The 24,050-nt window shown below is 37.9% G+C and carries 21 protein-coding genes and 2 pseudogenes; 11 read left to right on the top strand and 12 right to left on the bottom strand.

Annotated elements, in window-relative coordinates; all coding sequences use genetic code 11:
- Nucleotides 1-434: 434 nt before the first annotated feature.
- Nucleotides 435-1,601 carry a uracil-xanthine permease family protein gene (locus NST98_RS12995; RefSeq protein WP_340715284.1) on the top strand — a complete coding sequence of 389 codons (1,167 nt, stop codon included), beginning with the start codon at nucleotides 435-437 and terminating at the stop codon, nucleotides 1,599-1,601.
- Between the two features lie 58 nt (nucleotides 1,602-1,659).
- Here the strand turns inward: NST98_RS12995 and NST98_RS12990 are convergent, their stop codons facing one another.
- The 5 genes and pseudogenes from NST98_RS12990 to NST98_RS12970 all read right to left on the bottom strand — a co-directional run bounded on the left by NST98_RS12990 (nucleotide 1,660) and on the right by NST98_RS12970 (nucleotide 4,418).
- Nucleotides 1,660-2,550 (bottom strand): manganese catalase family protein, encoded by an 891-nt coding sequence (locus tag NST98_RS12990; RefSeq protein ID WP_340715283.1) that lies wholly within the window; start codon nucleotides 2,548-2,550, stop codon nucleotides 1,660-1,662.
- A 73-nt stretch (nucleotides 2,551-2,623) separates the two neighbouring features.
- The gene (locus tag NST98_RS12985; protein ID WP_096550015.1) at nucleotides 2,624-2,827 is read right to left on the bottom strand and encodes a YuzF family protein; all 204 of its coding nucleotides are present in this window, start codon (nucleotides 2,825-2,827) and stop codon (nucleotides 2,624-2,626) included.
- 183 nt (nucleotides 2,828-3,010) lie between these two features.
- On the bottom strand, nucleotides 3,011-3,328 hold the full coding sequence (locus tag NST98_RS12980; RefSeq protein WP_016838886.1) for a DUF378 domain-containing protein: 318 nt from the start codon (nucleotides 3,326-3,328) through the stop codon (nucleotides 3,011-3,013).
- Between the two features lie 225 nt (nucleotides 3,329-3,553).
- Nucleotides 3,554-3,820 (bottom strand): annotated as a pseudogene (locus NST98_RS12975) (winged helix-turn-helix transcriptional regulator); the annotation flags it as partial.
- Nucleotides 3,821-4,037: 217 nt separating this feature from the next.
- The gene (locus NST98_RS12970; RefSeq protein WP_340436444.1) at nucleotides 4,038-4,418 is read right to left on the bottom strand and encodes a DUF4183 domain-containing protein; all 381 of its coding nucleotides are present in this window, start codon (nucleotides 4,416-4,418) and stop codon (nucleotides 4,038-4,040) included.
- 118 nt (nucleotides 4,419-4,536) lie between these two features.
- On the opposite strand from NST98_RS12970, the gene NST98_RS12965 reads away from it, so the two are divergent.
- Both NST98_RS12965 and NST98_RS12960 read left to right on the top strand, forming a co-directional pair.
- Nucleotides 4,537-4,884: a DUF4183 domain-containing protein gene (locus NST98_RS12965; protein ID WP_232019890.1), complete on the top strand. Its 348-nt coding sequence runs from the start codon at nucleotides 4,537-4,539 to the stop codon at nucleotides 4,882-4,884.
- A 406-nt stretch (nucleotides 4,885-5,290) separates the two neighbouring features.
- A complete protein-coding gene (locus tag NST98_RS12960; RefSeq protein WP_340715758.1) occupies nucleotides 5,291-5,587 on the top strand; it encodes a hypothetical protein in 297 nt (98 codons plus the stop codon).
- 51 nt (nucleotides 5,588-5,638) lie between these two features.
- Here NST98_RS12960 and NST98_RS12955 read toward each other — a convergent pair whose 3' ends face one another.
- From NST98_RS12955 to NST98_RS12945, 3 genes are all read right to left on the bottom strand, one after another.
- A complete protein-coding gene (locus NST98_RS12955) occupies nucleotides 5,639-5,782 on the bottom strand; it encodes a hypothetical protein (RefSeq protein ID WP_339287845.1) in 144 nt (47 codons plus the stop codon).
- A 487-nt stretch (nucleotides 5,783-6,269) separates the two neighbouring features.
- Entirely contained in the window at nucleotides 6,270-9,698 is a 3,429-nt protein-coding gene (pyc, locus tag NST98_RS12950; RefSeq protein ID WP_340715282.1) for a pyruvate carboxylase, read from the bottom strand.
- 73 nt (nucleotides 9,699-9,771) lie between these two features.
- Complete coding sequence (locus tag NST98_RS12945) at nucleotides 9,772-11,439, bottom strand: L-lactate permease (protein WP_340715281.1); 1,668 nt, start codon at nucleotides 11,437-11,439, stop codon at nucleotides 9,772-9,774.
- A gap of 207 nt (nucleotides 11,440-11,646) precedes the next feature.
- On the opposite strand from NST98_RS12945, the gene NST98_RS12940 reads away from it, so the two are divergent.
- The 7 genes and pseudogenes from NST98_RS12940 to istB all read left to right on the top strand — a co-directional run bounded on the left by NST98_RS12940 (nucleotide 11,647) and on the right by istB (nucleotide 18,100).
- Nucleotides 11,647-12,366, top strand: a complete 720-nt coding sequence (locus NST98_RS12940; RefSeq protein WP_340715743.1) for a FadR/GntR family transcriptional regulator — start codon at nucleotides 11,647-11,649, stop codon at nucleotides 12,364-12,366.
- A gap of 138 nt (nucleotides 12,367-12,504) precedes the next feature.
- On the top strand, nucleotides 12,505-13,221 hold the full coding sequence (locus tag NST98_RS12935) for a (Fe-S)-binding protein (RefSeq protein WP_340715280.1): 717 nt from the start codon (nucleotides 12,505-12,507) through the stop codon (nucleotides 13,219-13,221).
- A 13-nt stretch (nucleotides 13,222-13,234) separates the two neighbouring features.
- Nucleotides 13,235-14,641 (top strand): LutB/LldF family L-lactate oxidation iron-sulfur protein, encoded by a 1,407-nt coding sequence (locus tag NST98_RS12930; protein WP_340715742.1) that lies wholly within the window; start codon nucleotides 13,235-13,237, stop codon nucleotides 14,639-14,641.
- Between the two features lie 14 nt (nucleotides 14,642-14,655).
- On the top strand, nucleotides 14,656-15,363 hold the full coding sequence (locus tag NST98_RS12925) for a LutC/YkgG family protein (RefSeq protein ID WP_340715279.1): 708 nt from the start codon (nucleotides 14,656-14,658) through the stop codon (nucleotides 15,361-15,363).
- Nucleotides 15,364-15,512: 149 nt separating this feature from the next.
- Nucleotides 15,513-15,608, top strand: a pseudogene (locus NST98_RS12920) (NAD(P)H-binding protein); the annotation flags it as partial.
- Between the two features lie 345 nt (nucleotides 15,609-15,953).
- Nucleotides 15,954-17,378 (top strand): IS21 family transposase, encoded by a 1,425-nt coding sequence (gene istA / locus NST98_RS12915; protein WP_340715278.1) that lies wholly within the window; start codon nucleotides 15,954-15,956, stop codon nucleotides 17,376-17,378.
- Nucleotides 17,375-18,100, top strand: a complete 726-nt coding sequence (gene istB / locus NST98_RS12910; protein ID WP_134229505.1) for an IS21-like element helper ATPase IstB — start codon at nucleotides 17,375-17,377, stop codon at nucleotides 18,098-18,100. Before istA ends, istB begins: the two co-directional genes overlap by 4 nt.
- A gap of 557 nt (nucleotides 18,101-18,657) precedes the next feature.
- Here the strand turns inward: istB and NST98_RS12905 are convergent.
- Nucleotides 18,658-19,626 carry a serine hydrolase domain-containing protein gene (locus tag NST98_RS12905; protein WP_096550003.1) on the bottom strand — a complete coding sequence of 323 codons (969 nt, stop codon included), beginning with the start codon at nucleotides 19,624-19,626 and terminating at the stop codon, nucleotides 18,658-18,660.
- A gap of 337 nt (nucleotides 19,627-19,963) precedes the next feature.
- Between NST98_RS12905 and NST98_RS12900 the strand changes: the two genes are divergently transcribed.
- Nucleotides 19,964-21,673, top strand: coding sequence for a recombinase family protein (locus NST98_RS12900; protein ID WP_340715277.1), 1,710 nt, complete (start codon nucleotides 19,964-19,966; stop codon nucleotides 21,671-21,673).
- Here NST98_RS12900 and rlmH read toward each other — a convergent pair.
- From rlmH to NST98_RS12885, 3 genes are all read right to left on the bottom strand, one after another.
- Nucleotides 21,614-22,093 (bottom strand): 23S rRNA (pseudouridine(1915)-N(3))-methyltransferase RlmH, encoded by a 480-nt coding sequence (rlmH, locus tag NST98_RS12895; RefSeq protein WP_016838900.1) that lies wholly within the window; start codon nucleotides 22,091-22,093, stop codon nucleotides 21,614-21,616. The two genes, NST98_RS12900 and rlmH, sit on opposite strands and share 60 nt — an antisense overlap.
- A gap of 181 nt (nucleotides 22,094-22,274) precedes the next feature.
- Entirely contained in the window at nucleotides 22,275-22,439 is a 165-nt protein-coding gene (locus NST98_RS12890) for a CxxH/CxxC protein (RefSeq protein WP_340435218.1), read from the bottom strand.
- Between the two features lie 167 nt (nucleotides 22,440-22,606).
- Nucleotides 22,607-23,869 (bottom strand): S1C family serine protease, encoded by a 1,263-nt coding sequence (locus NST98_RS12885; RefSeq protein WP_340715276.1) that lies wholly within the window; start codon nucleotides 23,867-23,869, stop codon nucleotides 22,607-22,609.
- Nucleotides 23,870-24,050: the final 181 nt, after the last annotated feature.

The raw sequence follows: 24,050 nt of genomic DNA, 5'->3' as shown, positions 1-24,050 counted from the left end.
AAACTCATCCAATGATACCTAGCCTTGTATGAAGTTCGTGTTCCTCAGACCGGAAGTTTGCCGCTCGCTTCCTTCAGATTCCGCGTCACCACAGACACCCTTGCGTTAAGCTAACCGTTACTTCTGCCTTCACGGCTCGGGACTTGCACCCTATAGATTACATCCATGCCAGGCGCACTCAATAAAGGCATGCAAACTTCATTTGTTTGCATGCCTTTTCGATTCTCTACAAACTGATTTTGTGAGTACCTAACAAAAGGCAAAGGGTGCCTCCTTTTCTTTTAGGTCGTTCATTACTCTCCCAACTTATGTACAATTTTATTCTTCATCACTATATCCTTCATTAATTTGTCTTATTTCAATAGTGAAAATTTAAAATTCATATTCTAAAAATTTCATGACAGAAATACCATTTATTAAGGAGGGACACTTGTTTGAAAAACTTTTTGAAAGCGATTCCATTGTCTTTGCAGCATTTGTTTGCTATGTTCGGTGCGACGATTTTAGTTCCAGCACTCACCGGATTAGATCCAGGTAGTGCACTTGTTGCTAGTGGTTTAGGGACTTTAATATTCCATTTGATTACGCGTGGAAAAGTTCCTACTTATTTAGGATCGTCCTTCGCTTTCATTGCGCCTTTAGCATTGTATGTAGGGGAATTGAATTCGCCGGGCGAGGCAGTTGCAGGACTTATTAGTGTTTCAATTGTTTATGGAATTGTTGCACTTCTTATTACTTTTATTGGTTTTGATAAAGTCCGGAAAGCAATTCCTCCAGTAGTTGTTGGCCCTGTTGTGAGTATCATTGGGTTAGCATTAGCAACGACAGCTGTTACAAATATGGCTAGTGTAAATTGGGATGTAGCAATCGTCAGCCTCCTTGCCGCAATTATCGCGACACTTGCAGGAAATAAAATGGTTCGTTTACTGCCAATTATTATTGGCCTAGGAGTAGGATACATTTATGCCGCAATTCGTGGAATCGTCGATTATAGCCCAATTGTAGATGCTCCAGTATTTGCTCTTCCTCATTTTGTCATGCCTGAATTCACATGGATTGTCATTTTCGGAATGGCACCTATTGCATTAGTTACAATCATCGAAGACTTAGGACATATGTTCGTATTAAATGAGATTACAGGTAAGGATGTAACGAAGGATCCAGGATTCTCAAGCATTCTTTGGGGAAACGGTCTCGCTACATTTATCTCCGGTTTAATTGGAGGTCCTGCACAAACAACTTATGCAGAAAACCTTGGCGTATTAGCAATTACTCGTCAATTCTCTAGCAGAATTATTCAAGGTGCGGGTGTCATTGCCATCTTATTAGGTTTATTCGGAAAAGTAGGGGCTGCAATTCAATCTATTCCTGTTGCTGTTATGGGTGGTATTTGTATCTTGTTATTTGGTATGATTGCTGGCATGGGAATACGCCACATGATCGAAGAAAAAGTGGATATGACGAACATGAAAAACTTAATTATTGTGGCAGTTATCTTTATTATCGGTATTGGATATGCAAACGGGATCGCTTATGCAACAATTGCTGGATTGCTTATTTATTGGCTTATTCCTGATTTTACAACAAAGAAGCAACATTAACATAAAAATGCCGTTCCACATCTTGTTAAATGTGGGACGGCAAATTTTCTGAAACTTATTACAAGTTGCTTTGCAGCCTTTTTAAAATTCGTAAATAATCATCCCGGTCAATTCCTGGAGCAAATTCTTCCGGAAGTTCCGGAAGATCTGGTACTGGTGCCCCTTCCGGTGTTCCGTGAATGACTTTTAACGGGTCTCCGGTTTCAGGGTTCTGCCCTTTCCAAATTTGATTAATGTCGCGATAGTCTTCTTCTCCCCATGTATACAATACATTAAATAATCCTTGCTCCAAGAATGGTTTTGCATAATCGAATTTACTGTTATCCAAGCTTGGAACTGGGAGCATTTTCCCTACATCTACTCCTGTTGCAACTTCAAGGGCTTTTGCATATGCAATAATGTGTGTACCGCCTCTGACGAGCAAGTAACCAATCATCGTTAATGCCGTCGGGTGAGTTGTCATCTCATAGACCCTCATTTTATGAGTTCTTGCACCAATTTCTAATAAATAATTAAAAAGAAGATCTGCTACAAGGTTGCCTGAATTTGTGACATATTCACCAGTCCACGGTCTCCCCATTGAATCTCCTGGATAAGCTGCTTGTGCGGTCGTTGTAAAGTGGAGGGAATAACGTGCGTCTTTTCCGTTTTGGAGTGGAGCGGTATCAGGACCAGTTGGAACTGTGTTGCCAATAGAGAGCAGGTTGATCGTATTCGACACTAATTCCACATGACCAAATTCTTCTGCTGTAATACTTGCCACTAAGTCATAAAAAGGTTTAAGCTTTTTTTTGCCGCGGAAATTAAAGGATTGGAACATATAATTATTTAATGTAGACATTTCACCGAATTTACCACCGAGTAATTCTTGAACGGCTGCAGCCGCATTCATATCGCCATGGTCCGGAATCGGTAAATCAATGAGAATTTTATTTACACGTTTAAACATAAGAGTGAGTGAGCCTCCATCCATAATTTTTAACCGTTTCTATCTTATGATGGACGGTGCTTGACCTATGCATTCATATTGGTTGAATCCAAATAATTTGTTCAGTACGAACAAAAAATGGCGATCCACCCATATGAATGACAATATGATCTGGCATCACGGTTTTCAATTCCCCACGTAGACTGCCCCGAATTGTTTGAACTGCAATGGATTGATTTAAAAGTCTTTTTAATGATTCAAATACATACGGATCACTAAGCTTCCAGTTTCCATTCATATTTCAACACTCCTTTTTACGAATCCATTGCAATATATGCAATATTAGACGAAAATGTGCTATTATCTACGGAGTTTCAAATTTTATAATAATCCAAAATTTTCTTCTTAATGTAAAAGCAACAAAAAAAGTGCTGCACTCTTGAGATGATTACGTAAAGTGCTGCACTTTCTTAAAAGTATTTTATTCATTTCGCTTGTTTTTTTCTTCTACGGAAGTGAAATCAGCTTCTTCTCCAAATTCCGTTCCGTAATTGATATTGTTTTGTTGGCTTCTAGGACGAACCGTTTCTTGTCGCTCCATATCTTCCCATGGTTGAAACAAGAGTGTTAAACAAAATAGTCCGCTTAAACCAACTAGACTGTAGATAATACGTGATAAGGCTGTATCTTGTCCTCCAAATAATGTCGCTACTAAATCAAAATTAAAAAATCCAATAAGTCCCCAATTAATAGCTCCGATAATTGCTAATACTAAAGCTATTCTTTGCAACGTTCTCATGCAACATACCTCCTTTATTCTCCATTTACAATTCATTGGTATTTGAATTGTATTTTTATCATTTGTTTCAAAGGAGGTTTTCATACGTTTAAAGTTGGGATTTTTCATAATGAATGGTTTCTTAATTTGGGGATTATTACCAATATTTAAATTTATTGATATTCCGGATTTTGTTAAGAATAAACTTTTCCTTTGTTTAGCTTAATGGAAGACAGAAAATAATACTTAGTGTTCATTTAAAATGTTCTCTTTCAATACTCCATCTGTACTACCATACACTTTGACGATATGTTTTCCCCCCCAAGTTCATAGAGCATCTAGAATCCCTTTCAAACTCCAACCATATTCACTTAATTCATACTCAACCTTCGGAGGAACTTGATGATAAACAATTCGTTTAATAACTCCATCTTGCTCCCATTCGCGTAATTGTTGAGTTAACATTTTCTGTGTTATATCTGGCATTAGACGCTTTAATTCGCTTGGACGCTTTCAAAATAAGCTCCTCCCTACAAAAAACCTCCTATCCGATACTTAATAGTTATTACCTAATTTTTTCGTAAAAAAACATGTTCGTTCCGAAGACTCACAAAGTTCTCGCTCATTAATAAAAGCCCCCCTTTTCTCTTAAAATGAATGGTACGAGAAAAGGGGGCTTTTATTCTAACTAACAAAGCACCACTTCTAATCTAAAGAATTATACAACTTCTTAAGTATTAATAGTAGTTTGAGCTGTTGGAGCGAAGTTAGTTACCACAAGAACTACTGGTGTATTTGCAATAATATCTGAATTTTCAGGAACAGTAATGACAAGTGATCCTGTACCAGTTCCACCTGGATTATATGTCACTAAATCTTGCATTACTTGTACACCGTTTACATATACAATTAAATAACTATTCTCATCTGATAATGCTGGAAGTGTAACACCTGTTGCTCCAGTATCATCCATGAAATCTTCTGCGTTAATTGTTAAAGTAGATGCCCCAGTTACAGGAGTATCTACTACATAAAAAAATTTTTGTACATCTGGATTAGTAAGTACAGTTGTAGCGGCATTAATTGCAAGCTTTAAAATTTCTAATGCCATCCATTTTCCTCCTTAAAGCTAATTTCAAAGCTAATTTCATTTTATTGTATGGAGAAATTTTTTGTGTACTTAGGCATATTATAGTAGAAATTATTAGTAATTAATTGGAAGGAGAGGAATGATGGAAAATAAAAAGTGTGCTAATAACTTACCTAAGCCATTTTTAAAAATCCCTCATTTACCACCGACAGAGTTTTCCTTTCACCTTCCAAAAAAGGTTGAAGTTTTTGAGTACTATACAAATTCAAACGGAAAATCAAGAATTTATAGAGATCAAGATGGCTTTACGAAAGGAAAAAATCAGAAAATTATTGACCCAAGTACCGTCTCCTATATGAATTTATTTATTAATGGTGTGCTACAACCTAAAGAAAATTACGAAGTCCAATGCGGTATGATTAAGTTAAAAACGAAAGACCTGCCACCAAAAGGAGCTCCAATTATTCTTCAAATGTTTAAGTTTTGAAATAGTATATTTCATAAGCATGTCTATCCTAAATTTTTTGAGGCGAATATTTGGAGATTTAATGAAGATTTCCGAATATAGCTAAAATCGACGAGTTTGGAAACTTTGGAAAAGGGGCCTCGTGTATACTTTACAATTCCTACTCCACCATAAGGTCGTTTAGTTGAGCATACAAGTCCTGTTATAGTCAAAACAAAAACATACTAAGATTAGTAGTACAAACCAAGGCCAAGGTTTGTGCTACTATTTTTTAGAAAAGTCGACCAGTCTCAGGGATCTTTGAATCCGTATTAAAAACTGGCTAACTTCACACCCTTATGCGAATCAGTTTAGTATGTTGGGTCCATAGAGAGCGTGTATAAGAAAGTGGAAGAAAGAACCTATATTTATGGTGTGTGCCATGATTATGAAGAAGAAAGATAAACTGAATCATTTTGTAGATTACTATTATAAATTAAAAACACAACCTCAGAGAAAGCCTCATAAGGTTGCGATTATCGCCTGTATCAATAAATTTTTAAAAGTGACGTTCCAGTTACTGACAGAACAGGTAATTCAAGAAATAGCTACTGAAAAAATTTATTTAAGAGATTATCATACCCAACCCATTATAGATATGCGCCACGCGGAGGAAGGTTTTCAAGAAAGAAATGATGATTATAATTCAATCATTGATCGTAATCGAGTAGGAGGGAGCGATTAACTCCCGTCCTCTCACACCACCGTACGTACGGTTCCGTATACGGCGGTTCAATTAAGATAATTGACGCAAGTTTTCATAACTTCCGTGAATAGATGTTCTCTTTATGCCAGTGGTCACTCCACCCTCCAAGAGGACCCCCACGGGATTCACCGCTTCCTTCCTCAAGTGAGGTACTACGTTTTCTGTGTTCATCATGACTCACTGAATGCCAAGGGCTATTCTCTCTTAATTGTTCGGTCCTTCTTAGTAGTTCTAAACCAACTAATACTATGACCTCTGCTGACTTCTGACGGTTCAGCTACTTATCACTAAGTAGGTTATGAAGCGTACTTCACATATCCGCCAGACCTCCCCGGGTAAGAATGTAATCTTTCCTTCCATCTATCTGCTTCATTTACTCTGTACCACCTTTGGCAGAAAGGACTTTGTTTTGTTTAGCAAACTCATCCAATGATACCTAGCCTTATATGAAGTTCGTGTTCCTCAGACCGGAAGTTTGCCGCTCGCTTCCTTCAGATTCCGCGTCACCACGGACACCCTTGCGTTAAGCTAACTGTTACTTCTGCCTTCACAGTTCGGGACTTACACCCTATAGATTACACCCATGCCAGGCGCACTAAAAAAAACATCATTTTCTTCAAGGAGAAAATGATGTTTTTTTAGATTTGTTCCAACCTCTTATTTATTCGATTTCGATTAATAGGTCGCCTGTAGAAATAGAATCGCCCTCTTTGACGTAAATTTCTTTTACCACACCGTCTTTTGGCGCCTGCACAGTTGTTTCCATCTTCATGGCTTCCGTAATTAATAAATGGTCGCCCCGCTTGATCGGACTGCCTTTAGATACTACCACTTTCAAAATTGTACCCGGCATCGTTGCACCGATTTGATTTGGATTGGATGGGTCCGCTTTGACGGCTTTATGACCCGTTGCCTCTACCGTCATATCTTGTACGACAATTTCCCGAGGTTGGCCGTTAATTTCAAAGTAAATTACCCGTGTACCATCATGTTGAGGCTCGCCAATGGACACTAATTTAATAATCAATGTTTTTCCTTTTTCAATTTCCACTTCAATTTCTTCGCCCAGGCGCAAACCATATAAGAATGTTGGAGTATCTAATACAGAAATGTCACCATATTGGGCACGCACTTTAGCGTATTCTTCAAATACTTTTGGATATAGTGCATAGGCGATTAAGTCTTTCTCTGTAGGTTTGAATCCGACTTTTTCTTCCAGCTTAACAGCAAGTTTACTAAAATCAACCGGCTCTAGCAGTTCACCAGGGCGCACCGTAATCGGCTTGCGGTCTTTTAGTATAAGCTTTTGCAGTTTTTTCGGGAATCCGCCATAAGGCTGTCCTAGATAACCTTGGAAAAATTCAATGACGGAATCAGGGAAGTCAAGCGTTTTCCCGCGCTCAAAAATATTTTCTTCATCTAAATCATTTTGCACCATAAAAAGCGCCATATCGCCAACAACTTTTGATGATGGCGTTACTTTTACAATATCGCCAAACATTAAATTGACGCGGGAATACATTTTCTTTACTTGCTCCCAGCGGTCCCCAAGCCCTACTGCTTTCGCTTGTTGCTGCAAGTTGCTGTATTGTCCGCCAGGCATTTCGTGTACATACACTTCTGAATGAGGGGCATTCATGCCGCTTTCGAAATCCACATAATATTTTCGCACATCCGCCCAATAGTAAGATAGTTTTTCAAGGGATTCTATATCCGCTCTAACTTGCCGTTTTTCGCCGCTTAAAGCATAGTAGAGCGAATTGGCGCTTGGCTGAGATGTTAAGCCAGCCATGGAACCTAATGCCGTATCAATAATGTCCACTCCAGCTTCAATGGCTTTTGCATAAACGAAAATCCCATTTCCGCTTGTATCATGGGTATGAAGATGAATTGGCAAATCTGTTGTTTCCTTCAATTCGGAAATTAAACGATAAGCTGCATTTGGTTTAAGCAGCCCTGCCATATCTTTAATGGCTAAAATATGCGCGCCGGCCTGTTCTAATTGTTTTGCCATTTCCTTGTAATATTGCACCGTATATTTTGCTCTTCCATCATCTAAAATATCGCCCGTATAGCAGATTGCCGCTTCTGCCACTTTTCCGTTGAGGCGAACTTCGTCGATGGCCACTTCCATCGCTTTTAGCCAGTTCAATGAATCGAAAATGCGGAATACATCAATACCGGACTGAGCTGATAATTTTATAAACTCGCGGATGACGTTATCCGGATAGTTGGAATACCCTACCGCATTGCTTCCTCTAAATAACATTTGGAACAAGATATTTGGAATTTTTTTGCGCAATGTTTCCAATCGATCCCAAGGGTCTTCTTTTAAAAAGCGATACGCTACATCGAAAGTTGCACCTCCCCACATTTCAAGGGAGAAGAAATCGTTCATCAATTGGCTTGTAGCATCGGCAATTTCAAACATATCTTTCGAACGAACGCGTGTGGCAAGGAGCGATTGATGGGCATCCCGGAATGTTGTATCGGTAAGCAGTACATCATCTTGGGCTTTAATCCATTGGATAAGTCCAGCCACGCCTTGTTCATCTAAAATTTGTTTTGTACCAGTTACCTTTTTTTCAGGTACAGTCGGAATATGAGGCTGAACAAAGATTGGTTTTGGCCGCTTTTCGATTCCAGGGAAGCCATTTAATGTCACATTGCCGATATAGTTTAACAGCTTTGTCGCACGGTCTTTCCGTTCTTTAAATTCAAATAATTCCGGTGTTGTATCAATAAAGCTTGTATCGAATTGGCCGCTTAAAAATTTCTCATGGTTTACGACATTTTCTAAAAACGGAATATTGGTTTTCACACCACGAATACGGAACTCCCGCAAATTGCGATCCATTTTTTGCGCTGCTTCTTCAAAGGTTCTTCCCCAAGTCGATAGTTTCACAAGCAACGAATCATAGTGAGGAGTAACAACTGCGCCTTGGAAACCGTTCCCTGCATCTAAACGGACACCAAAACCGCCGGATGAGCGATACACCATAATTTTTCCTGTATCCGGCATAAAATGGTTTTTTGGATCTTCCGTTGTAATCCGTGATTGAATGGCATAGCCAAATAAAGAAATCTTTTCTTGCTCAGGAATCCGAATTGCTTTACTGTGTAGTCCATGACCTTCCGCAATTTTAATTTGCGCCTGAACAATATCAACTCCTGTAATCATTTCGGTAATGGTATGTTCCACTTGAATGCGCGGGTTTACCTCAATAAAGTAAAAATTATCGCCCGTTACTAAAAACTCCACTGTCCCTGCATTCACATACTGCACATTTTTCATCAATTTTACAGCTGCTTCGCAAATGCGGCGGCGCAAATCTTCTGAAATTGAGATAGATGGCGCAATCTCTACCACTTTTTGATGGCGGCGTTGAATTGAGCAATCCCGTTCATATAAATGCACGATATTGCCGGCTTCATCCCCTAAAATTTGAACCTCTATATGTTTTGGTTTAACAATGGCTTTTTCCACGTAAACCTCATCCGAACCAAAAGCCGCTTTTGCTTCGGATTTGGCCCGTTCAAAAGCCCCTTTTAAATCGCTTGCCTTTTCCACAAGGCGCATTCCTCTGCCTCCACCGCCAAGTGCAGCTTTAATCATAATGGGGTAGCCGTATGTATCTGCAAACTGTTCAACTTCTTCCAAACTTTTTACTGGCCTATCTGTACCTGGAATGACAGGAATTCCAGCAGCGATGGCTTGTTCGCGAGCCTTTACTTTATCCCCAAATATGCTTAAATGTTTTGATTTTGGTCCAATGAAGATGATTCCTTCTTCTTCGCAACGGCGAGCAAACTCTACATTCTCTGATAAAAAGCCATATCCCGGGTGAATAGCATCCACATTTGCTTCTTTTGCTATTTTTAAAATTCCTTCAATATCTAAATAAGCATCAATCGGTTTTTTTCCATTTCCTACTAAATAGGATTCATCCGCTTTAAAACGATGAATGGCGCCGCTATCCTCATGGGAATAAATTGCAACGGTTTTTATTTTTAATTCAGTACATGCACGGAAAATGCGGATGGCAATTTCGCCGCGGTTTGCTACTAAGACTTTTTCAATTTTTTTCATAAGTTTTCCCCCCATTACTCAAAATTGTTAGCAGCATCATCTATAACAGACAATACTGCTAAGATTTCAGAACTTATGGAATCATCCATGTAAGTACCGTGCTTTGCAAAAATGTAATGATACATATGCAGAGAAGTAAAATGAGACTATATTTTAAGGCGAATTTTAACAACTCTGATTCTCTTCCGATTAATCCCACCGCTGCAGCAGCTACAGCTAATGTTTGCGGCGAAATCATTTTTCCAGTCACGCCTCCCGATGTGTTGGCAGCCAACGCAAGAACCGGATCCATGCCGATGGATTCAGACGTAACTTGCTGCAACTTGGCAAACAATACGTTGGAAGATGTATCGGAACCTGTAACAAACACACCAATCCAGCCAAGCACCGGCGAGAAGAACGGGAATAAAGCTCCTGTTTTTGCCAATACTAAACCTAAAGTCGTCATCATGCCGGCTGTGTTTGCCACATAAGCATAACCAACAACGCAGCAAATAGTTAAAAGCGGGAATTTAATTTCGTTGATGGTTTCACCAAAAGTTTTTACCCATTTACCCCAAGAAACTTTCAATAGAAACTTAGATACTATAGCAGCAAATAAAATGGCTGTTCCCGCAGCACCTAATAATTCGAATTTATACACTGCCGCAATTTCTTTGCCTGTTGAACCATCAATCACTTGATTATGTAAAAACGGTACTTCCGGATAGAACGTGAGCGCACCACCAATGTTATTCACAAAGGTTAAAAATGCGTTCTCGCCTTCATATGTACCTAATAACGCCTTTTTGAAGGATGGAATTCCCCAGGCAGAAATAAATAGCGTTAATACAATAAACGGAGACCAAGCTCTTAAAATTTGTCCACTAGTATAATGATTTTTTGTATCCTCCATTTGGCCATCCGTTTCAAAACGATAAATATGTTTTGGCTGCCAAAAGCGCAAGAAAATCGCTAAAGCTACTAAGGATACTAAGGATGAAATAATATCCGGCAATTCGGCACCCAAATAATTGGAACTTAAAAATTGCGCCACTGCAAACGAAATACCGGATACTAAAATTGCAGGCAGCACTTCAAAAGCCCGTTTAAAACCGACCATAATCGCCACTAAAACAAAGGGAATAAATACGGCAATAATAGGCAATTGACGGCCTACCATTTTTGAAATTTCTAAAGCAGGAATCCCTGTAATCCCTTCCATTACTGTAATCGGTACCCCAATAGCCCCGAAAGCTACAGGAGCTGTGTTTGCAATTAAACAAAGTCCCGCCGCTTGCAACGGTTTAAAACCCAACCCTACTAGCAACGCCGCTGTAATGGCAACCGGAGCGCCAAATCCTGCTGCCCCTTCCAAAAATGCCCCAAAAGAAAAGGCTATCAATAGAGCCTGAATACGACGATCTTCAGTAATAGATAACACCGATGAACGAATAACATCAAAGTGTCCGGTTTTTACCGTCAAGTTATATAAAAATACGGACGTAATGATAATCCAGCCAATTGGAATAATTCCATATACAGCCCCTTGCGAAGCAGATGCTACTGCTGTCAAAACTGGCACCTTAAATGCTAAAACTGCAATGACGATAGCTATAATTAAAGTGGTTAGCCCCGCCATATACCCTTTCATTTTTTTAATAGCAAGCGCCCAGAAAAAATATAAAATAGGAATTGTTGCAACCAGGGCTGTCCACCCTAAACTGTTTCCAACTGCTGTAAAATTTTGAGTAAATGTCATGCTCTTTCCCCCAATGTTTCAAAATATCCCCTATTAAGTCATCTGATGACCTTATGACTTAGATTATAAATTGAATTTTTTAAAAATTCAATGTTGTTTTACTTGAGTTACACTTTTATCTTCTCTGAACGAGAAGATTTTTCATTGTACTTTCGGTATAATGTATAATTAATTTACCGATTTTGCTTGAAAAACGAGGTGGATTATTTGAAACTTGCAAAAGTAAAAACGAAAAAAATTTACGAAGAAGTTTGTGAAATTCTTTATGAAAAGATCCGTACAGGCGAACTAAAACCAGGTGACCGTTTAGATTCTGTTGAATATTTAGCAGAGCAATTACAAGTCAGTAGATCCGCTGTCCGTGAAGCATTATCAGCCTTAAAAGCAATGGGGCTGATTGAAATAAAACAAGGCTCTGGCACATTTGTGAAAAACTTCCCTAAACAAAAACTGGAATTTCCTCTTTCTACGGCCATTATTACATACAGAGAATACGTCCCTCATTTGCTTGAATTAAGAAAAATTCTTGAAGTTGGGACGGCAAGAAGCGCAGCGAAAAACAGAACAAAAGAAGATCTTGTCATTTTAGAAGGAATCCTTGAGGAAATGAAAAACGTAGAAGGGGATGAAGAGCTTGGTGAAAAAGCGGATTTCGAATTCCATAAGGCCATTGCAAATGCTTCCCACAACCCTCTGCTACCTAATTTACTAAACCAAGTATCTGGGCTTACGATTGAATTAATGCGAGAAACAAGGCGCATTTGGTTATTTTCTAAACAAACCACGATTGAACAATTATATGATGAACATATGCAAATTTATTTAGCTATCAAACAACAAAATCCCGAACTAGCAGAACTCGCCATGTATTCCCATTTAAATAACGTAGAAGAAATTTTAATGAAATATTTCGATATGGCTGAATAAGGAAAAGTGTAGAAGTTTAACCAGCTTCTGCACTTTTTTTGTATTTTCAAAAAATTATAGTAGAATTTAAAAAAATGTGTTACTATTTAAGTCATCTGATGACCTGTTGATTTATGTAGGATTATAGGGGGATTCATAATGAAAGTCTCATTATTTGCGACATGCCTTGTCGATATGTTTCAAGGGAATGTAGGAAAAGCGACTGTTGAACTTCTTGAACGGCTTGGTTGTGAAATCGATTTTCCTTCATCACAAGTTTGCTGCGGACAGCCGGCTTATAACAGCGGATATGTAGAAGAATCAAAAGGTTCCATGAAAAACATGATTAAAGCATTTGAACATGCAGAATATGTTGTTACGCCATCAGGTTCTTGCGCATATATGTTCAAAGAGTATCCGCATATTTTTAAAGGGGATCCGGAATGGGAACAAAGAGCGCAACGTTTAGCAGATAAAACCTATGAATTAACCGACTTTATTGTAAATGTTTTAAAAATTGAAAATGTCGGAGCCCGGTTAAAAGGCAAAGCTACTTATCATACATCATGCCATATGACGAGACTTTTAGGAGTAAAAGATGCACCCATCCGATTACTTCAAAATGTTGAAGGAATGGAATATGTTGAACTTCCAGGAAACGAGCGCTGCTGTGGATTTGGCGGTACATTCTCTGTGAAAATGGGGAATATTTCCGGAGAAATGGTGGATGAAAAAGTTCGCAATATCGAAGAAACAGGAGCGGATATTTTAGTTGGTGCAGATGCCGGATGCCTTATTAATATTGGAGGAAGAATCAGCCGCACCGGAAAGCCGATTCGCGTTATGCATATTGCAGAAGTGTTAAATAGTCGCTAAGGGGGGATTCATGATGGCTATGAAAACAAGTGATGAACATTTTAAAGAACGCGTAGAGACGAACTTAAACGATGCCTTTATGCGAGGCGCTATCTCCGCTGCCCAAGCCCGATTTCAAACCCGCCGTCAAGCTCGCGTGGAGGAATTAGGAAATTGGGAAGAATGGAGAGCTCATGGAGAAGAAATTCGAAAACACGTTTTAGAAAATTTAGATGCATATCTTTATGAGTTGAGCGAAAATGTGGCCAAACGAGGCGGCCATGTATTTTTCGCGAAAACAAAAGAAGACGCATCGAACTATATAAAAAACATCGCCATTCAAAAAGAAGCGAAAAAAATTGTTAAATCTAAATCGATGGTGACAGAAGAAATCAATCTAAACGCAGCGTTGGAAGAAGCCGGCTGCAAAGTGGTGGAAACCGATCTGGCAGAGTTCATTTTACAATTAAATGACCATGAACCACCTTCACACATCATTGTGCCATCATTGCATAAAAACCGCCATCAAATACGGGAAATCTTTGCAAAAGTTGGCTACGACAAATCAGAACAACCTGAAGAAATGGCGCTGTTTGCCCGCAAAAAGCTGCGCGAGGAATATTTAACAGCAGACATCGGCATTACAGGATGCAACTTTGCCATTGCCGAAAGCGGCACAGTGACTTTAGTGACAAATGAAGGAAATGCAGACCTTGTCTCAGCTCTGCCAAAAACTCAAATCGTGGTAATGGGGATGGAAAGAATTGTACCAACCTTTGAGGAAATGGAAGTTCTCGTCAGCCTATTAACTCGCAGCTCGGTCGGCCAACGATTAACAAGCTATATCACATTGCTGACAGGCCCAAAAGGAGAAAACGAAACAGACGGTCCGGAAGAATTCCACTTAGTCATTGTAGATAATGGACGCTCGAAAATTTTAGGCACGGAATTCCAGCCTATACTACAATGCATCCGCTGTGCAGCATGTGTCAATGTTTGCCCAGTGTATCGCCATGTAGGCGGCCACACTTACGGGTCAATTTATTCTGGCCCAATCGGCGCTGTTTTATCTCCGCTGCTTGGAGGATATGAAGATTTCAAAGAACTGCCGTATGCATCAAGCCTTTGCGGTGCTTGTACAGAAGTTTGCCCTGTAAAAATTCCATTGCATCAATTATTGCATTTGCATCGTCAAAAAATTGTGGAACAGGAAGGAAAAGCCCCGATTTCAGAACGTTTAATTATGAAAGCCTTTGGGCTAGGGGCATCAACTTCGCCGCTCTTTAATATGGCAACAAAAGTCGCTTCACCTATCATGTCTCCTTTTGTAAAAGATGACAAAATCACAAGCGGACCAGGCCCATTAAAAGCTTGGACGGAAGTGCGGGATTTTCCTGCCCCAAATAAAGAAAGCTTCCGCCATTGGATGAAGCAGCGTTAGAAAGGAGAGCAATCATGACGATTCAAAATCGCGATGAATTCCTAAATCAAATTGCCCAAAGCCTCGGCCGCCCTGTTCGAACAAAAGTGGAACGTCCGGTTTGGAAATATTGCCCCCAACATGAAGTGTTAAAAAATGCATCCCAAGATGAAATAGTGGAAGTGTTGAAACAGCAATGCGAAAACATCCATACAACGTTCGTCCAAACAACAACCGCGGATTTGCCGAATGTACTTCATCAAGTGGTGAACGATTATGGAGGTGAATCGGTCATCACATGGAAAGACGACCGCTTTGAAAAATTCGGGGTGAAGAAATGGATGGAAAATTTGCCGGAAAACGGCATCCACTTTTACGAGTGGAATCCGGACACCCCTGAGGAAAACATTCGCCAGGCCGAAAAGGCGAATATCGGTATAACGATCAGCGAAATGACATTGGCCGAATCCGCCACCGCTATGCTTACCAGTCATCCAAACCGGGGACGCACAATGAACTTTTTGCCGCAAAAAGTGATCGTGCTTATTCCGAAAAGTTCCATTGTCCCTAGAATGACGCAAGCTGCCCAAAAAATCCGCAAGCAAATCGAAAAGGGTCAACAAGTGCCATCCTGCATTTTATTTATGTCAGGACCAAGCAATTCAGCAGATATAGAATCCGTATTGATTGTCGGCGTGCATGGCCCCGTAAAAGCAACTTATATTGTCATTGAAGATCAATAAACATTTTCTATGAAAACGGCAGGATGTTGATTGCACAACATTTTGCCGCTTTTTTAGTGCTCCAAACTAGGCAGCTTGCTAGCGTTCAAATCTCTCAATTCTATTGATTCACAAGGGAGATTTACCGTCGAACGGAAGGGGGGAGCGCAATGAAAATTATTGTCTTTGGAGCAACTGGCGCTGTGGGACGTCATGTCGTAAAACAAGCATTAGAAAAAGGGTTTGAAGTCACAGCCTTTGTCCGCAATGGTCTCTTATTTTTATTGTTTTTTAATCCATTCTTTTTCATAAGATGTATCCGGTTTAATTTTTTCAATTTCTTTAAACGCCTCATTGATTAGAAAAACAAATGGATAGTTCGAAGGATTTAAAAAATAAGACTAATTACAAAAAATCTTACAGATTATGATGAAATGAACGTCAATATGTATTGGGAATGTGTATGGCAAAATAAAAGTGCAGAGCTTTGCAAAGGAAAAATGCAGAGTCCTGCACTAAATTTTTGTGCATAAACAAAAAAAGACTTGCCAGTCACCCCAAGTCCCACTACAGTAATTGTGTCAAGCAATTGGTAGTGGAGGTAAGAAAGGATGCTAGCAATGTCTGATATTAATTGTATCAAACATTTAAGAAATAACAAAGGTTTATCTATTTCAGAAATACAAAGAACAATGGGAATTAATTGGCGAACAGCTAAGAAGTATGCGGATGAAGATCAACTCCCTAAACAGAAATCATTTAAAAAGAAAGGGATGATGTATGAGGAAAAGTGGGGAGAAATTGTTTCAGATTGGCTTTTTGAGGATTTAAAGTTAAGGAAAAAATTAAGAAGAACAAAGAAACAAATATTTGAAGAACTAAAGGAAATGGGTTTCCAAGGTTCTTATCGTACTGTTTGTTACTTTATCTCTGAATGGATGAATACTCACCAAGAAGAAAAGGATAAAGGGTATGAAAGATTAGAACATCCTCCGGGTGAAGCTCAAGTAGACTTTGGAGTAATGGAAGCTGTACAAGATGGAGAAATTGTGGATATTCATGCTTTAGTTATGACGTTTCCTCATAGTAATGCTGGATTTGCAGTACCGTTACCAGCTGAAAATCAAGAATGCTTCTTACATGGTCTCAATATTCTTTTTAAACAGGTTGGGGGAGTACCTAAAAGGATAAGAATCGATAATTTGACCCCCGCTGTGAAGAAAAAAAGGACAAAAAATGAAGAAGCACAATTAACTGATGAATTTGTTCAATTTCAGAATTATTATGGCTTTGATGTGCAGGTATGCAATCCAAGAAGTGGCCATGAAAAAGGAAATGTTGAGAATAAAGTTGGATATATACGCTATAACTTTTTTACTTCAGCTCCAATAATGGACAGCTATGAGGGTTTAACTGATCAATTATTTCATAAATTAGAGGCGGACAGAAATAGAATTCATTATGCCAAAAACGTACGTATTGAGGACTTATGGCAGGAAGAACGGGATTATCTTCTAGCATTACCGGAAAAGCCCTATCCTGTATTTAAAGAGCATCTTGTTAAAGTAAACAAATATAATGAAGTGAAAGTGGATCAGACGTTGGTTCATGTCCCTAAGGGTGGCAACTATAGTCAATTACAAATGATATTAACATGGGATCAATTAAAGATTGTTTCACCTAATGGGGAGATATTATTGGATGACTATCGGCCATATATGAAAAAGCGAAAAGCTTTACCATGGCTTTCAATAATTAAAACATGGATTCATAAACCAAGGGTTGTAGAATATTCGCGCTATAATAAGTATTTACCGGGAAGAATTAAAGAATTTTTGTTGGTAGATAATTTAATTATTCGACGAAAACGATTAGAAGCTCTAGCTAGTTTATTAGTTTCTCATGACATGAAGAAGATTAATGAAGAGTTCTATGAATTAATTGCACAGGATAAGCTACCTAGTGATAATAATCCTTATGAAGTGGACTGGAGTAAATACGATTCATTAGCTCCTAGAGAGGAGGCTGTCAATTGAAACAGGACATTAAAGAATTGTGTAAGTCATTGAGGTTAGCTTATGTTGCGGATGTATACGAGCAAATACCGTTTGAAACTCCGGAACAATTCTTGTATGGGCTACTTAAGGAGGAAATAAGATTAAGAGAAAAAGCGAGAGCGATCCGCTTGATAAAAAAGGCGAAGTTCTTAGATAAAAAGAGTTTACATGATTACGAGTGGACCGAACAACTTCGGTTCCCTCCTCACTTAACCAAAGAGGATTTGTGTAGCCTACAATTTATTGAGAATCGAGAAAATGTAGTTTTAGTTGGTTCACCCGGGACAGGGAAGACTCATTTAGCCACAGGACTAGGGAGAAAAGCTTGTGAACTAGGTTATGAGGTTCGTTTTTACCGTGTTGCCCACCTAGTTGAGGAATTAGAGCAAGCTTTACGTAACAACCGTTTATCAGCATTTAGAAAACGGATGGAGAAGGTTGATTTGGTCATTTTAGATGAAATGGGATACTTACCATTTAGTAAAGAAGGAGCTGAATTATTATTCCAAATTATATCGGAGTTTTATGAACAGAAAAGCGTAATTATTACATCTAACTTAGAATTTAGTCAATGGAACCGGATCTTTACAGATTCTCGATTAACAGCAGCGTTAGTGGACAGGCTAATTCATCACGCCCATATCATCTCTTTTCATGGCGAGAGCTATAGACTGTCCCACGCATTGTCGAAAAGGAATTAAATGGGTGGCAAACCTCTGCATTTTTAATTGCATTTCTCTGCACTTTTCTATTGCAAAATACAACTATTAACAAAGCAGATAGAATTAAAGAATAGCAGTGACTTATTACCATTAATTAACCACATTGCTAATGATTTTAATTCATTTTATAACCTATTAGACGATTATGATAAAAAAAAATTACTCCGATTTCTTATTAAAGAAATTCAAGTAAATAATGGAGAAAAACCTAAAGATCGAACGATCAAGAGAATAGTTTACGAGTTTGATGAAGATTTATTTGAGGAGATAAGTCATGAACTTATTTAACAACTTGTTGGCATTTTACTGTTAAATTTGTATTCTTTCTTAGTCTGAAGCTAATTAGCAGTCTATTTTTAACGAATAGAATGCTAATTAATACTCCAGTTATTTATCCTGTTCTGAAAATGTAATAGTCGTTAGAATAGTTGGCTTTAAAGCAGGTTTAATATCATTTAGTATAACTAAGTCTATTGGTTTCTGAATATAATCCTCAAACTCACCTGATAGTTTAAGAAGAAAACTTCATAATCTCTTTACACTATTCGATCGAACAATGGCATAATATGCTTTCTAATCAATTCAATTCTATCCTTGGCACGTGGCATAAAGCGAGAAGCAATAGTAACTACTATTTTCTTTTTAGGATTTATGAAAATTATATTTCCGCCATCACCCAAAGCTGCATAGCCATCATCAACAATCCACCACAAGTAACCATATGACAACTCTCCCCATCGGCTCTTTTCACTTGTGCTGTCATCTATCCATTTGGAAGATAAAATTTGCTTACCGTCCCATAAACCACCATTTAAATATAACTGACCTATCTTCATCATATCCCTTAGCGTTAAAGTAAGCCCCCAACCGGCGGTATTTACACCTTTAGGGTCTGCCATCCAACCAGTTACATATTTATCCTTGAGAAAAGCTAAATAATCTTCTTTGTTTTGTATAAATGCATTATTTGGCTCCTTTATTCCAAGAGGTTTAAACAAGTTTTCTGTAGCGAAATTAATCACTGACTGACCAGTTGCGTTTGTAAGAATACCAGACAAAATATTAATTCCAACGGTAGTATATTTAAACTCCCCAATATCGCTTTTTCCCCCTAGTAAATCTAATGCGGCTTTTACCCAATCATCACTCGAATAGACCTTTGTATACGGCTCCGACTTGTATTTAAATGGTGCAGTCATCGTCAATAAATTTTTAATAGTGACATTTTGTATTGTTTTTTCGCCACGCTTAATCGTATAATCCGGGAAAAACTCTAATACTTTCTGTTCTATATTTTTAACATATCCTTTATCTACTGCAATGCCAATAAGAGCTGATACTATACTTTTTGTTACAGAAGCCACATGCAATGCATCATCCTTGGTATACTCATGAAAATATTGCTCAAAAACCATACTTCCATTTTTTGAAATAGCAATGCCTGCTATATTTGAATAATCATTTTCTATTAAATACGTAAAATTAGTAATTGGATTATTATTCATACTTACCTTTTCGTATTAATACATTGACGTCAAATATATCAATACATTCCTTTCATTAAAGTGATTGATCAATATTGATGTAATAAAGAATAATCTATTATAAAATTATTCTCAATTCTTTTTTTGAACTTTTCTCAACAACCTATCCTTCCTGTTATTATAAGTTTGCTTTCTACAACTCCGTTTTTACTCAACATCATATTAATAATTCCTTAAACATATCTATTTTTTTGGTTACAATTTATTTTTACTAGGTTTGCTATAAACAAATAGAAACTTGAATCCTTTTTCCCTTTCCAATATTTTCATAGTATTATAAAGGCAAAGGAGGATAAATATGACACCAGAAATAAAAAGAGTAGCAATCTACGCCCGCGTTAGTACAGAAGAACAAGCAAAAGAAGGTTTCAGTATAGCAGCACAACTTCAAACACTTCGGCAATATGCTCAAGTTTATAAATGGGAAGTAGTCGATGAGTATGTCGATGAAGGAATTAGCGGTAAATCGGTAAATGGACGTCCTGAAATGCAGAGGCTAATTAAAGATGTTGAAAATGAGAGATTTGATGCCGTTATAGTATGGAAAATATCTCGACTCTCTAGAAATATGTTAGACACACTCATGATTCTAGATAAGTTTGAAAAATACAACGTGAAATTTATATCCTATTCGGAGAACTTTGATACCAGTAGTCCAATAGGTCGCCTAGTACTTCAAATTATGGCTTCTATTGCTGAAATGGAGCGTAATACTTTATCCGAAAATGTAAAACTAGGAATGAAACAACGAGCATTAGAAGGTCGATGGAACGGCGGAGTTGTATTTGGATATGACACTGTTAAGAAAGAGCTTGTTATCAATGAAGAGGAAGCTAAGATAATACAGCTAATCTATCATATGTATGCAAATGGGAAAGGCCTAAGAGCAATTTCTAACTACTTAAATAAAGCAGGATTTAGAACGAAGCGAAACCGGCATTTTTCTATTAACGGTGTAGCACAAATCCTAGACAATGTTGTATATAACGGTAAAATCAGTTGGCTAAAAGTTGAGAATTGGGACACCAAACGGAGAAAAGGGAAAAATCCAAACCCCATCCTAGTTGAAGGAAAACACGAAGCTATAATTTCGGACGAACTATGGAACGTTGTACGAGCAAGGAGAAAAAGTAAATCATTTAAGCAGCGTCAATCAAACGAACCATTTTTACTTAGTGGCCTTTTACGCTGTCCTGATTGTGGTCAAGGAATGGTTCCATCCATTACAACACATACAAGAAGAGATGGAACGAAACGAAAACACCGTTATTACGTCTGTAGCGATTTTCATAATAAAGGATCCGCTGCTTGTAAAGCAAATTCCATTAAGGCATATGAAGCAGAAGATACAGTTATCAAGAAAATTGAACAATTCAGTTCTAATAAGAAAAAGTTGTATAAGACTCTCCTAGACATTAGTTCTAGTTCTGCTAATTTAATAAGCCAACTTAATAAAGAACTAGTAGGGATTGAAAGGCGATTAAAGGAAATTGAACAGTTACAAACAAAGTATATGGAAGCCTTTGAGAAAAACACTCTCCCTGTGGATATACTGCAAGAAAGATTACAAAAGGTCTCCAATGAAAAGAGAGAGTTAGAACTAAAGAAAAATGAAATTATAATACAATTAGGTTCTATCGATTCAAAAGTAATCCAACAAGAGTTGATCGAAAATTTACTTATAAAATTCCTATCTGTTTACAAGAAGACATCTAGGGAAAATCAAAAACAGCTACTCCAGCTGTTAATTGAAAATATAACAATCAAGCAAAAAGATAGAACCAGAACCATAAAAAATATAGAACTTGAATTTGATTTTACTGAAATGAATATATCGAAAACTTTTACACTAATCCACTTGTTATATCGCGAAACGGATAATGAACACACCTTTTCAATACCCGCTTCCGATAAAGAATTACCAACTTACCTACAACAATTTTTGCCTCTATTTATGGTACGGTTCTCCCTTCATGATCCTGAAACTTCGGTAGATTTGTTCCAATAAGACAAGCCGCATTAGTTGATGGGGAAAAGTCATGCGGCCGAAACTAAGTTTTTCATTTGCACGATTTAATACCTCTTTATGTAAACCGAGGGATCCGCCTATTACAAACGCGATTTTGCTTGAGCCATAAGTCATCTGTTTCTCTAATCCCTCTGCTAACTCTTCCGATGATTTCATTTTTCCATCAATGGCGAGCGCATAAACGAACGTTCCATCCGGAATTTTTGCTAAAATCCGCTCGCCTTCCTTCTTTTTCACAATCTCCATTTCTGCTTCGCTCAACTGTTCAGGCGCTTTTTCATCGGCTACCTCAATTAAATCGACTTTCGCGTAACTCGAAAGGCGCTTTACATATTCATCAATGCCCATTTTTAAATACTTTTCTTTTAACTTACCAACTGAAATAATCGAGATATTCATATTTTCCACCTAACTCTGTCTTAAATTTGTCCACACTAATTGTCAGTCCTGCATAAATTTATTCAACTAATCATAAATTTTAGAAATTCACAAGCAATCCACATCTATAAACTATTTATAAACAAGTTATCCACAAAAGTTTTACACATATCCACAACCACAATCAATATTTTGTGTAAAGCTATTTTCTTGATACAATATATTCTGCTTCTTTTTCGCAGTACTCACACTTTGTGGATAGCTCTTTTTCCTCGTCCACTTTCTCTAAAACTGGATATTCTTTTGTTTCAGCGACAATGACATCTAAAGCATGATTTACGTGCATTTCACAGCAAAATTTTTTCATGCTCAACTCTCTCCTTCTGAACTATATTTTCCACAAGATATTCACATTTTTCATATTTTATCCACAAAACATTTTAACAAACAAAAAAAGAGTAGGAAATAACAGACTTTCTTTTCCCTACTCTTTTGTGGAAAAATCATGTTGATAACTGTCATTTATCCACAACATTATAACTGACTACCCTCAGTTAATTTTAATTGCAACTCTATCATTTTTCCTGCGCGATATACTTTCATCTTTAATGTGTCACCAATTTCCGTTTCGTTATATAAATGTTGACGTAAGTCGATGGAGTTTTCAATTTTTTGCCCATCCATTTCTACAATGACATCATATTGTTCTACACCTGCACGATCAGCAGGAGAACCTGGCACCACTTCTGTCACCACAACACCCGTTGTGACTTCTTCAGGCAATTTTAATGTTTGTTTTTGATAGAATGCTGGTACGTCCGTTAAATCTAATAAACCAATTCCCATCGTCGGTCTTTTTACTTCACCATGTTGCTCAAGTTCTTCAATGATTGGAATCACCGTGTTAATCGGGATTGAGAAACCTAATCCTTCCACCGTTGACTCTGCAATTTTCATTGAGTTAATTCCAACTAATTCACCAGCAATGTTCACTAATGCGCCTCCACTATTTCCCGGGTTGATGGCTGCATCTGTTTGCAATACTTCTGTTTCCCAGTCGACATAACCATCACCATTCAAATCGACAGGTACGGAACGCTCTTTTCCTGAAATGACTCCTGTTGTAACCGAACCGTAAAAGTCTAATCCTAGAGGGTTACCAATGGCAATGACTGTCTCTCCTTGTTTTAACACATCGGAATCGCCAAACTCTGCAACGACTTCAACATTTTTGCTTGGAATGGAGACAACCGCTAAGTCTGTCCAAATATCGCTACCAATCAGTTCTGCATTTTCTTTCGTTCCATCAGCCAAAGTTACTTCTAATTGTTTGGCATTTTCGACAACGTGATAATTCGTGACAATATAGGCTTTATTTCCATCAACTTTATAGATCACCCCTGAACCGCTACCAGCTTCAGTCTCTCTAGATTGACGCGTCCAGAAGTCCGACACTTCTTGAATGTTTGTAATCCCTACGACTGCTTTCGATACTTTTTCCACTGCCTTTGTAACATCTGTTGTCACTTCTGTAGCCGTTTGCGTAATTGTTGGAGTGTGATGAGTTGTACTACTTGGCAATTGGTCTACCATAGAGGGAAGCAACAACCAAACTAATAATGCTCCTACAATGACTCCCACAAATCCGCTAAAAAAATAGCCTAAAACCCCTTGTCTTTTTTTATTTTGCCGTTTCTTATATTCCTCTTCTTCTCGTCTTAATTGTTCTTGTAAAGGAGAGTATGAAAAATCCTTATCCGATTCATTCCGATGTTCATCATTTTGATAAAAACTCATGACCCTTCTCCTTTCTTTCTTTCATCGTCATTTATGATACATGCCAAACATTAAAATTACATTAAAATGCAATAAAACCAAATTAAAAATTCATAATTCCAGTATGAACGTCGTATTCAATTTTTAACAATATTTGCATTTAATTTAATTAAAAAAGAACTCTGTATAACATACAAAGTTC

Origin of the sequence: Ureibacillus sp. FSL W8-0352 (assembly GCF_038004345.1) — a bacterium.
Taxonomy (GTDB): Bacteria; Bacillota; Bacilli; order Bacillales_A; family Planococcaceae; genus Ureibacillus; species Ureibacillus thermosphaericus.
This window is presented reverse-complemented; position numbering and strand designations above follow the sequence as displayed.

What these genes read in the sequence shown, in the direction of transcription:
- NST98_RS12990 (WP_340715283.1), bottom strand. Translation starts at nt 2,550, where the DNA reads ATGTTTAAACGTGTAAATAAAATTCTCATTGATTTACCGATTCCGGAC.
- NST98_RS12985 (WP_096550015.1), bottom strand. Translation starts at nt 2,827, where the DNA reads ATGAATGGAAACTGGAAGCTTAGTGATCCGTATGTATTTGAATCATTA.
- NST98_RS12980 (WP_016838886.1), bottom strand. Translation starts at nt 3,328, where the DNA reads ATGAGAACGTTGCAAAGAATAGCTTTAGTATTAGCAATTATCGGAGCT.
- NST98_RS12970 (WP_340436444.1), bottom strand. Translation starts at nt 4,418, where the DNA reads ATGGCATTAGAAATTTTAAAGCTTGCAATTAATGCCGCTACAACTGTA.
- NST98_RS12965 (WP_232019890.1), top strand. Translation starts at nt 4,537, where the DNA reads ATGATGGAAAATAAAAAGTGTGCTAATAACTTACCTAAGCCATTTTTA.
- NST98_RS12960 (WP_340715758.1), top strand. Translation starts at nt 5,291, where the DNA reads ATGAAGAAGAAAGATAAACTGAATCATTTTGTAGATTACTATTATAAA.
- NST98_RS12955 (WP_339287845.1), bottom strand. Translation starts at nt 5,782, where the DNA reads ATGATGAACACAGAAAACGTAGTACCTCACTTGAGGAAGGAAGCGGTG.
- pyc (WP_340715282.1), bottom strand. Translation starts at nt 9,698, where the DNA reads ATGAAAAAAATTGAAAAAGTCTTAGTAGCAAACCGCGGCGAAATTGCC.
- NST98_RS12945 (WP_340715281.1), bottom strand. Translation starts at nt 11,439, where the DNA reads ATGACATTTACTCAAAATTTTACAGCAGTTGGAAACAGTTTAGGGTGG.
- NST98_RS12935 (WP_340715280.1), top strand. Translation starts at nt 12,505, where the DNA reads ATGAAAGTCTCATTATTTGCGACATGCCTTGTCGATATGTTTCAAGGG.
- NST98_RS12930 (WP_340715742.1), top strand. Translation starts at nt 13,235, where the DNA reads ATGGCTATGAAAACAAGTGATGAACATTTTAAAGAACGCGTAGAGACG.
- NST98_RS12925 (WP_340715279.1), top strand. Translation starts at nt 14,656, where the DNA reads ATGACGATTCAAAATCGCGATGAATTCCTAAATCAAATTGCCCAAAGC.
- istA (WP_340715278.1), top strand. Translation starts at nt 15,954, where the DNA reads ATGCTAGCAATGTCTGATATTAATTGTATCAAACATTTAAGAAATAAC.
- NST98_RS12905 (WP_096550003.1), bottom strand. Translation starts at nt 19,626, where the DNA reads ATGAATAATAATCCAATTACTAATTTTACGTATTTAATAGAAAATGAT.
- NST98_RS12900 (WP_340715277.1), top strand. Translation starts at nt 19,964, where the DNA reads ATGACACCAGAAATAAAAAGAGTAGCAATCTACGCCCGCGTTAGTACA.
- rlmH (WP_016838900.1), bottom strand. Translation starts at nt 22,093, where the DNA reads ATGAATATCTCGATTATTTCAGTTGGTAAGTTAAAAGAAAAGTATTTA.
- NST98_RS12890 (WP_340435218.1), bottom strand. Translation starts at nt 22,439, where the DNA reads ATGAAAAAATTTTGCTGTGAAATGCACGTAAATCATGCTTTAGATGTC.
- NST98_RS12885 (WP_340715276.1), bottom strand. Translation starts at nt 23,869, where the DNA reads ATGAGTTTTTATCAAAATGATGAACATCGGAATGAATCGGATAAGGAT.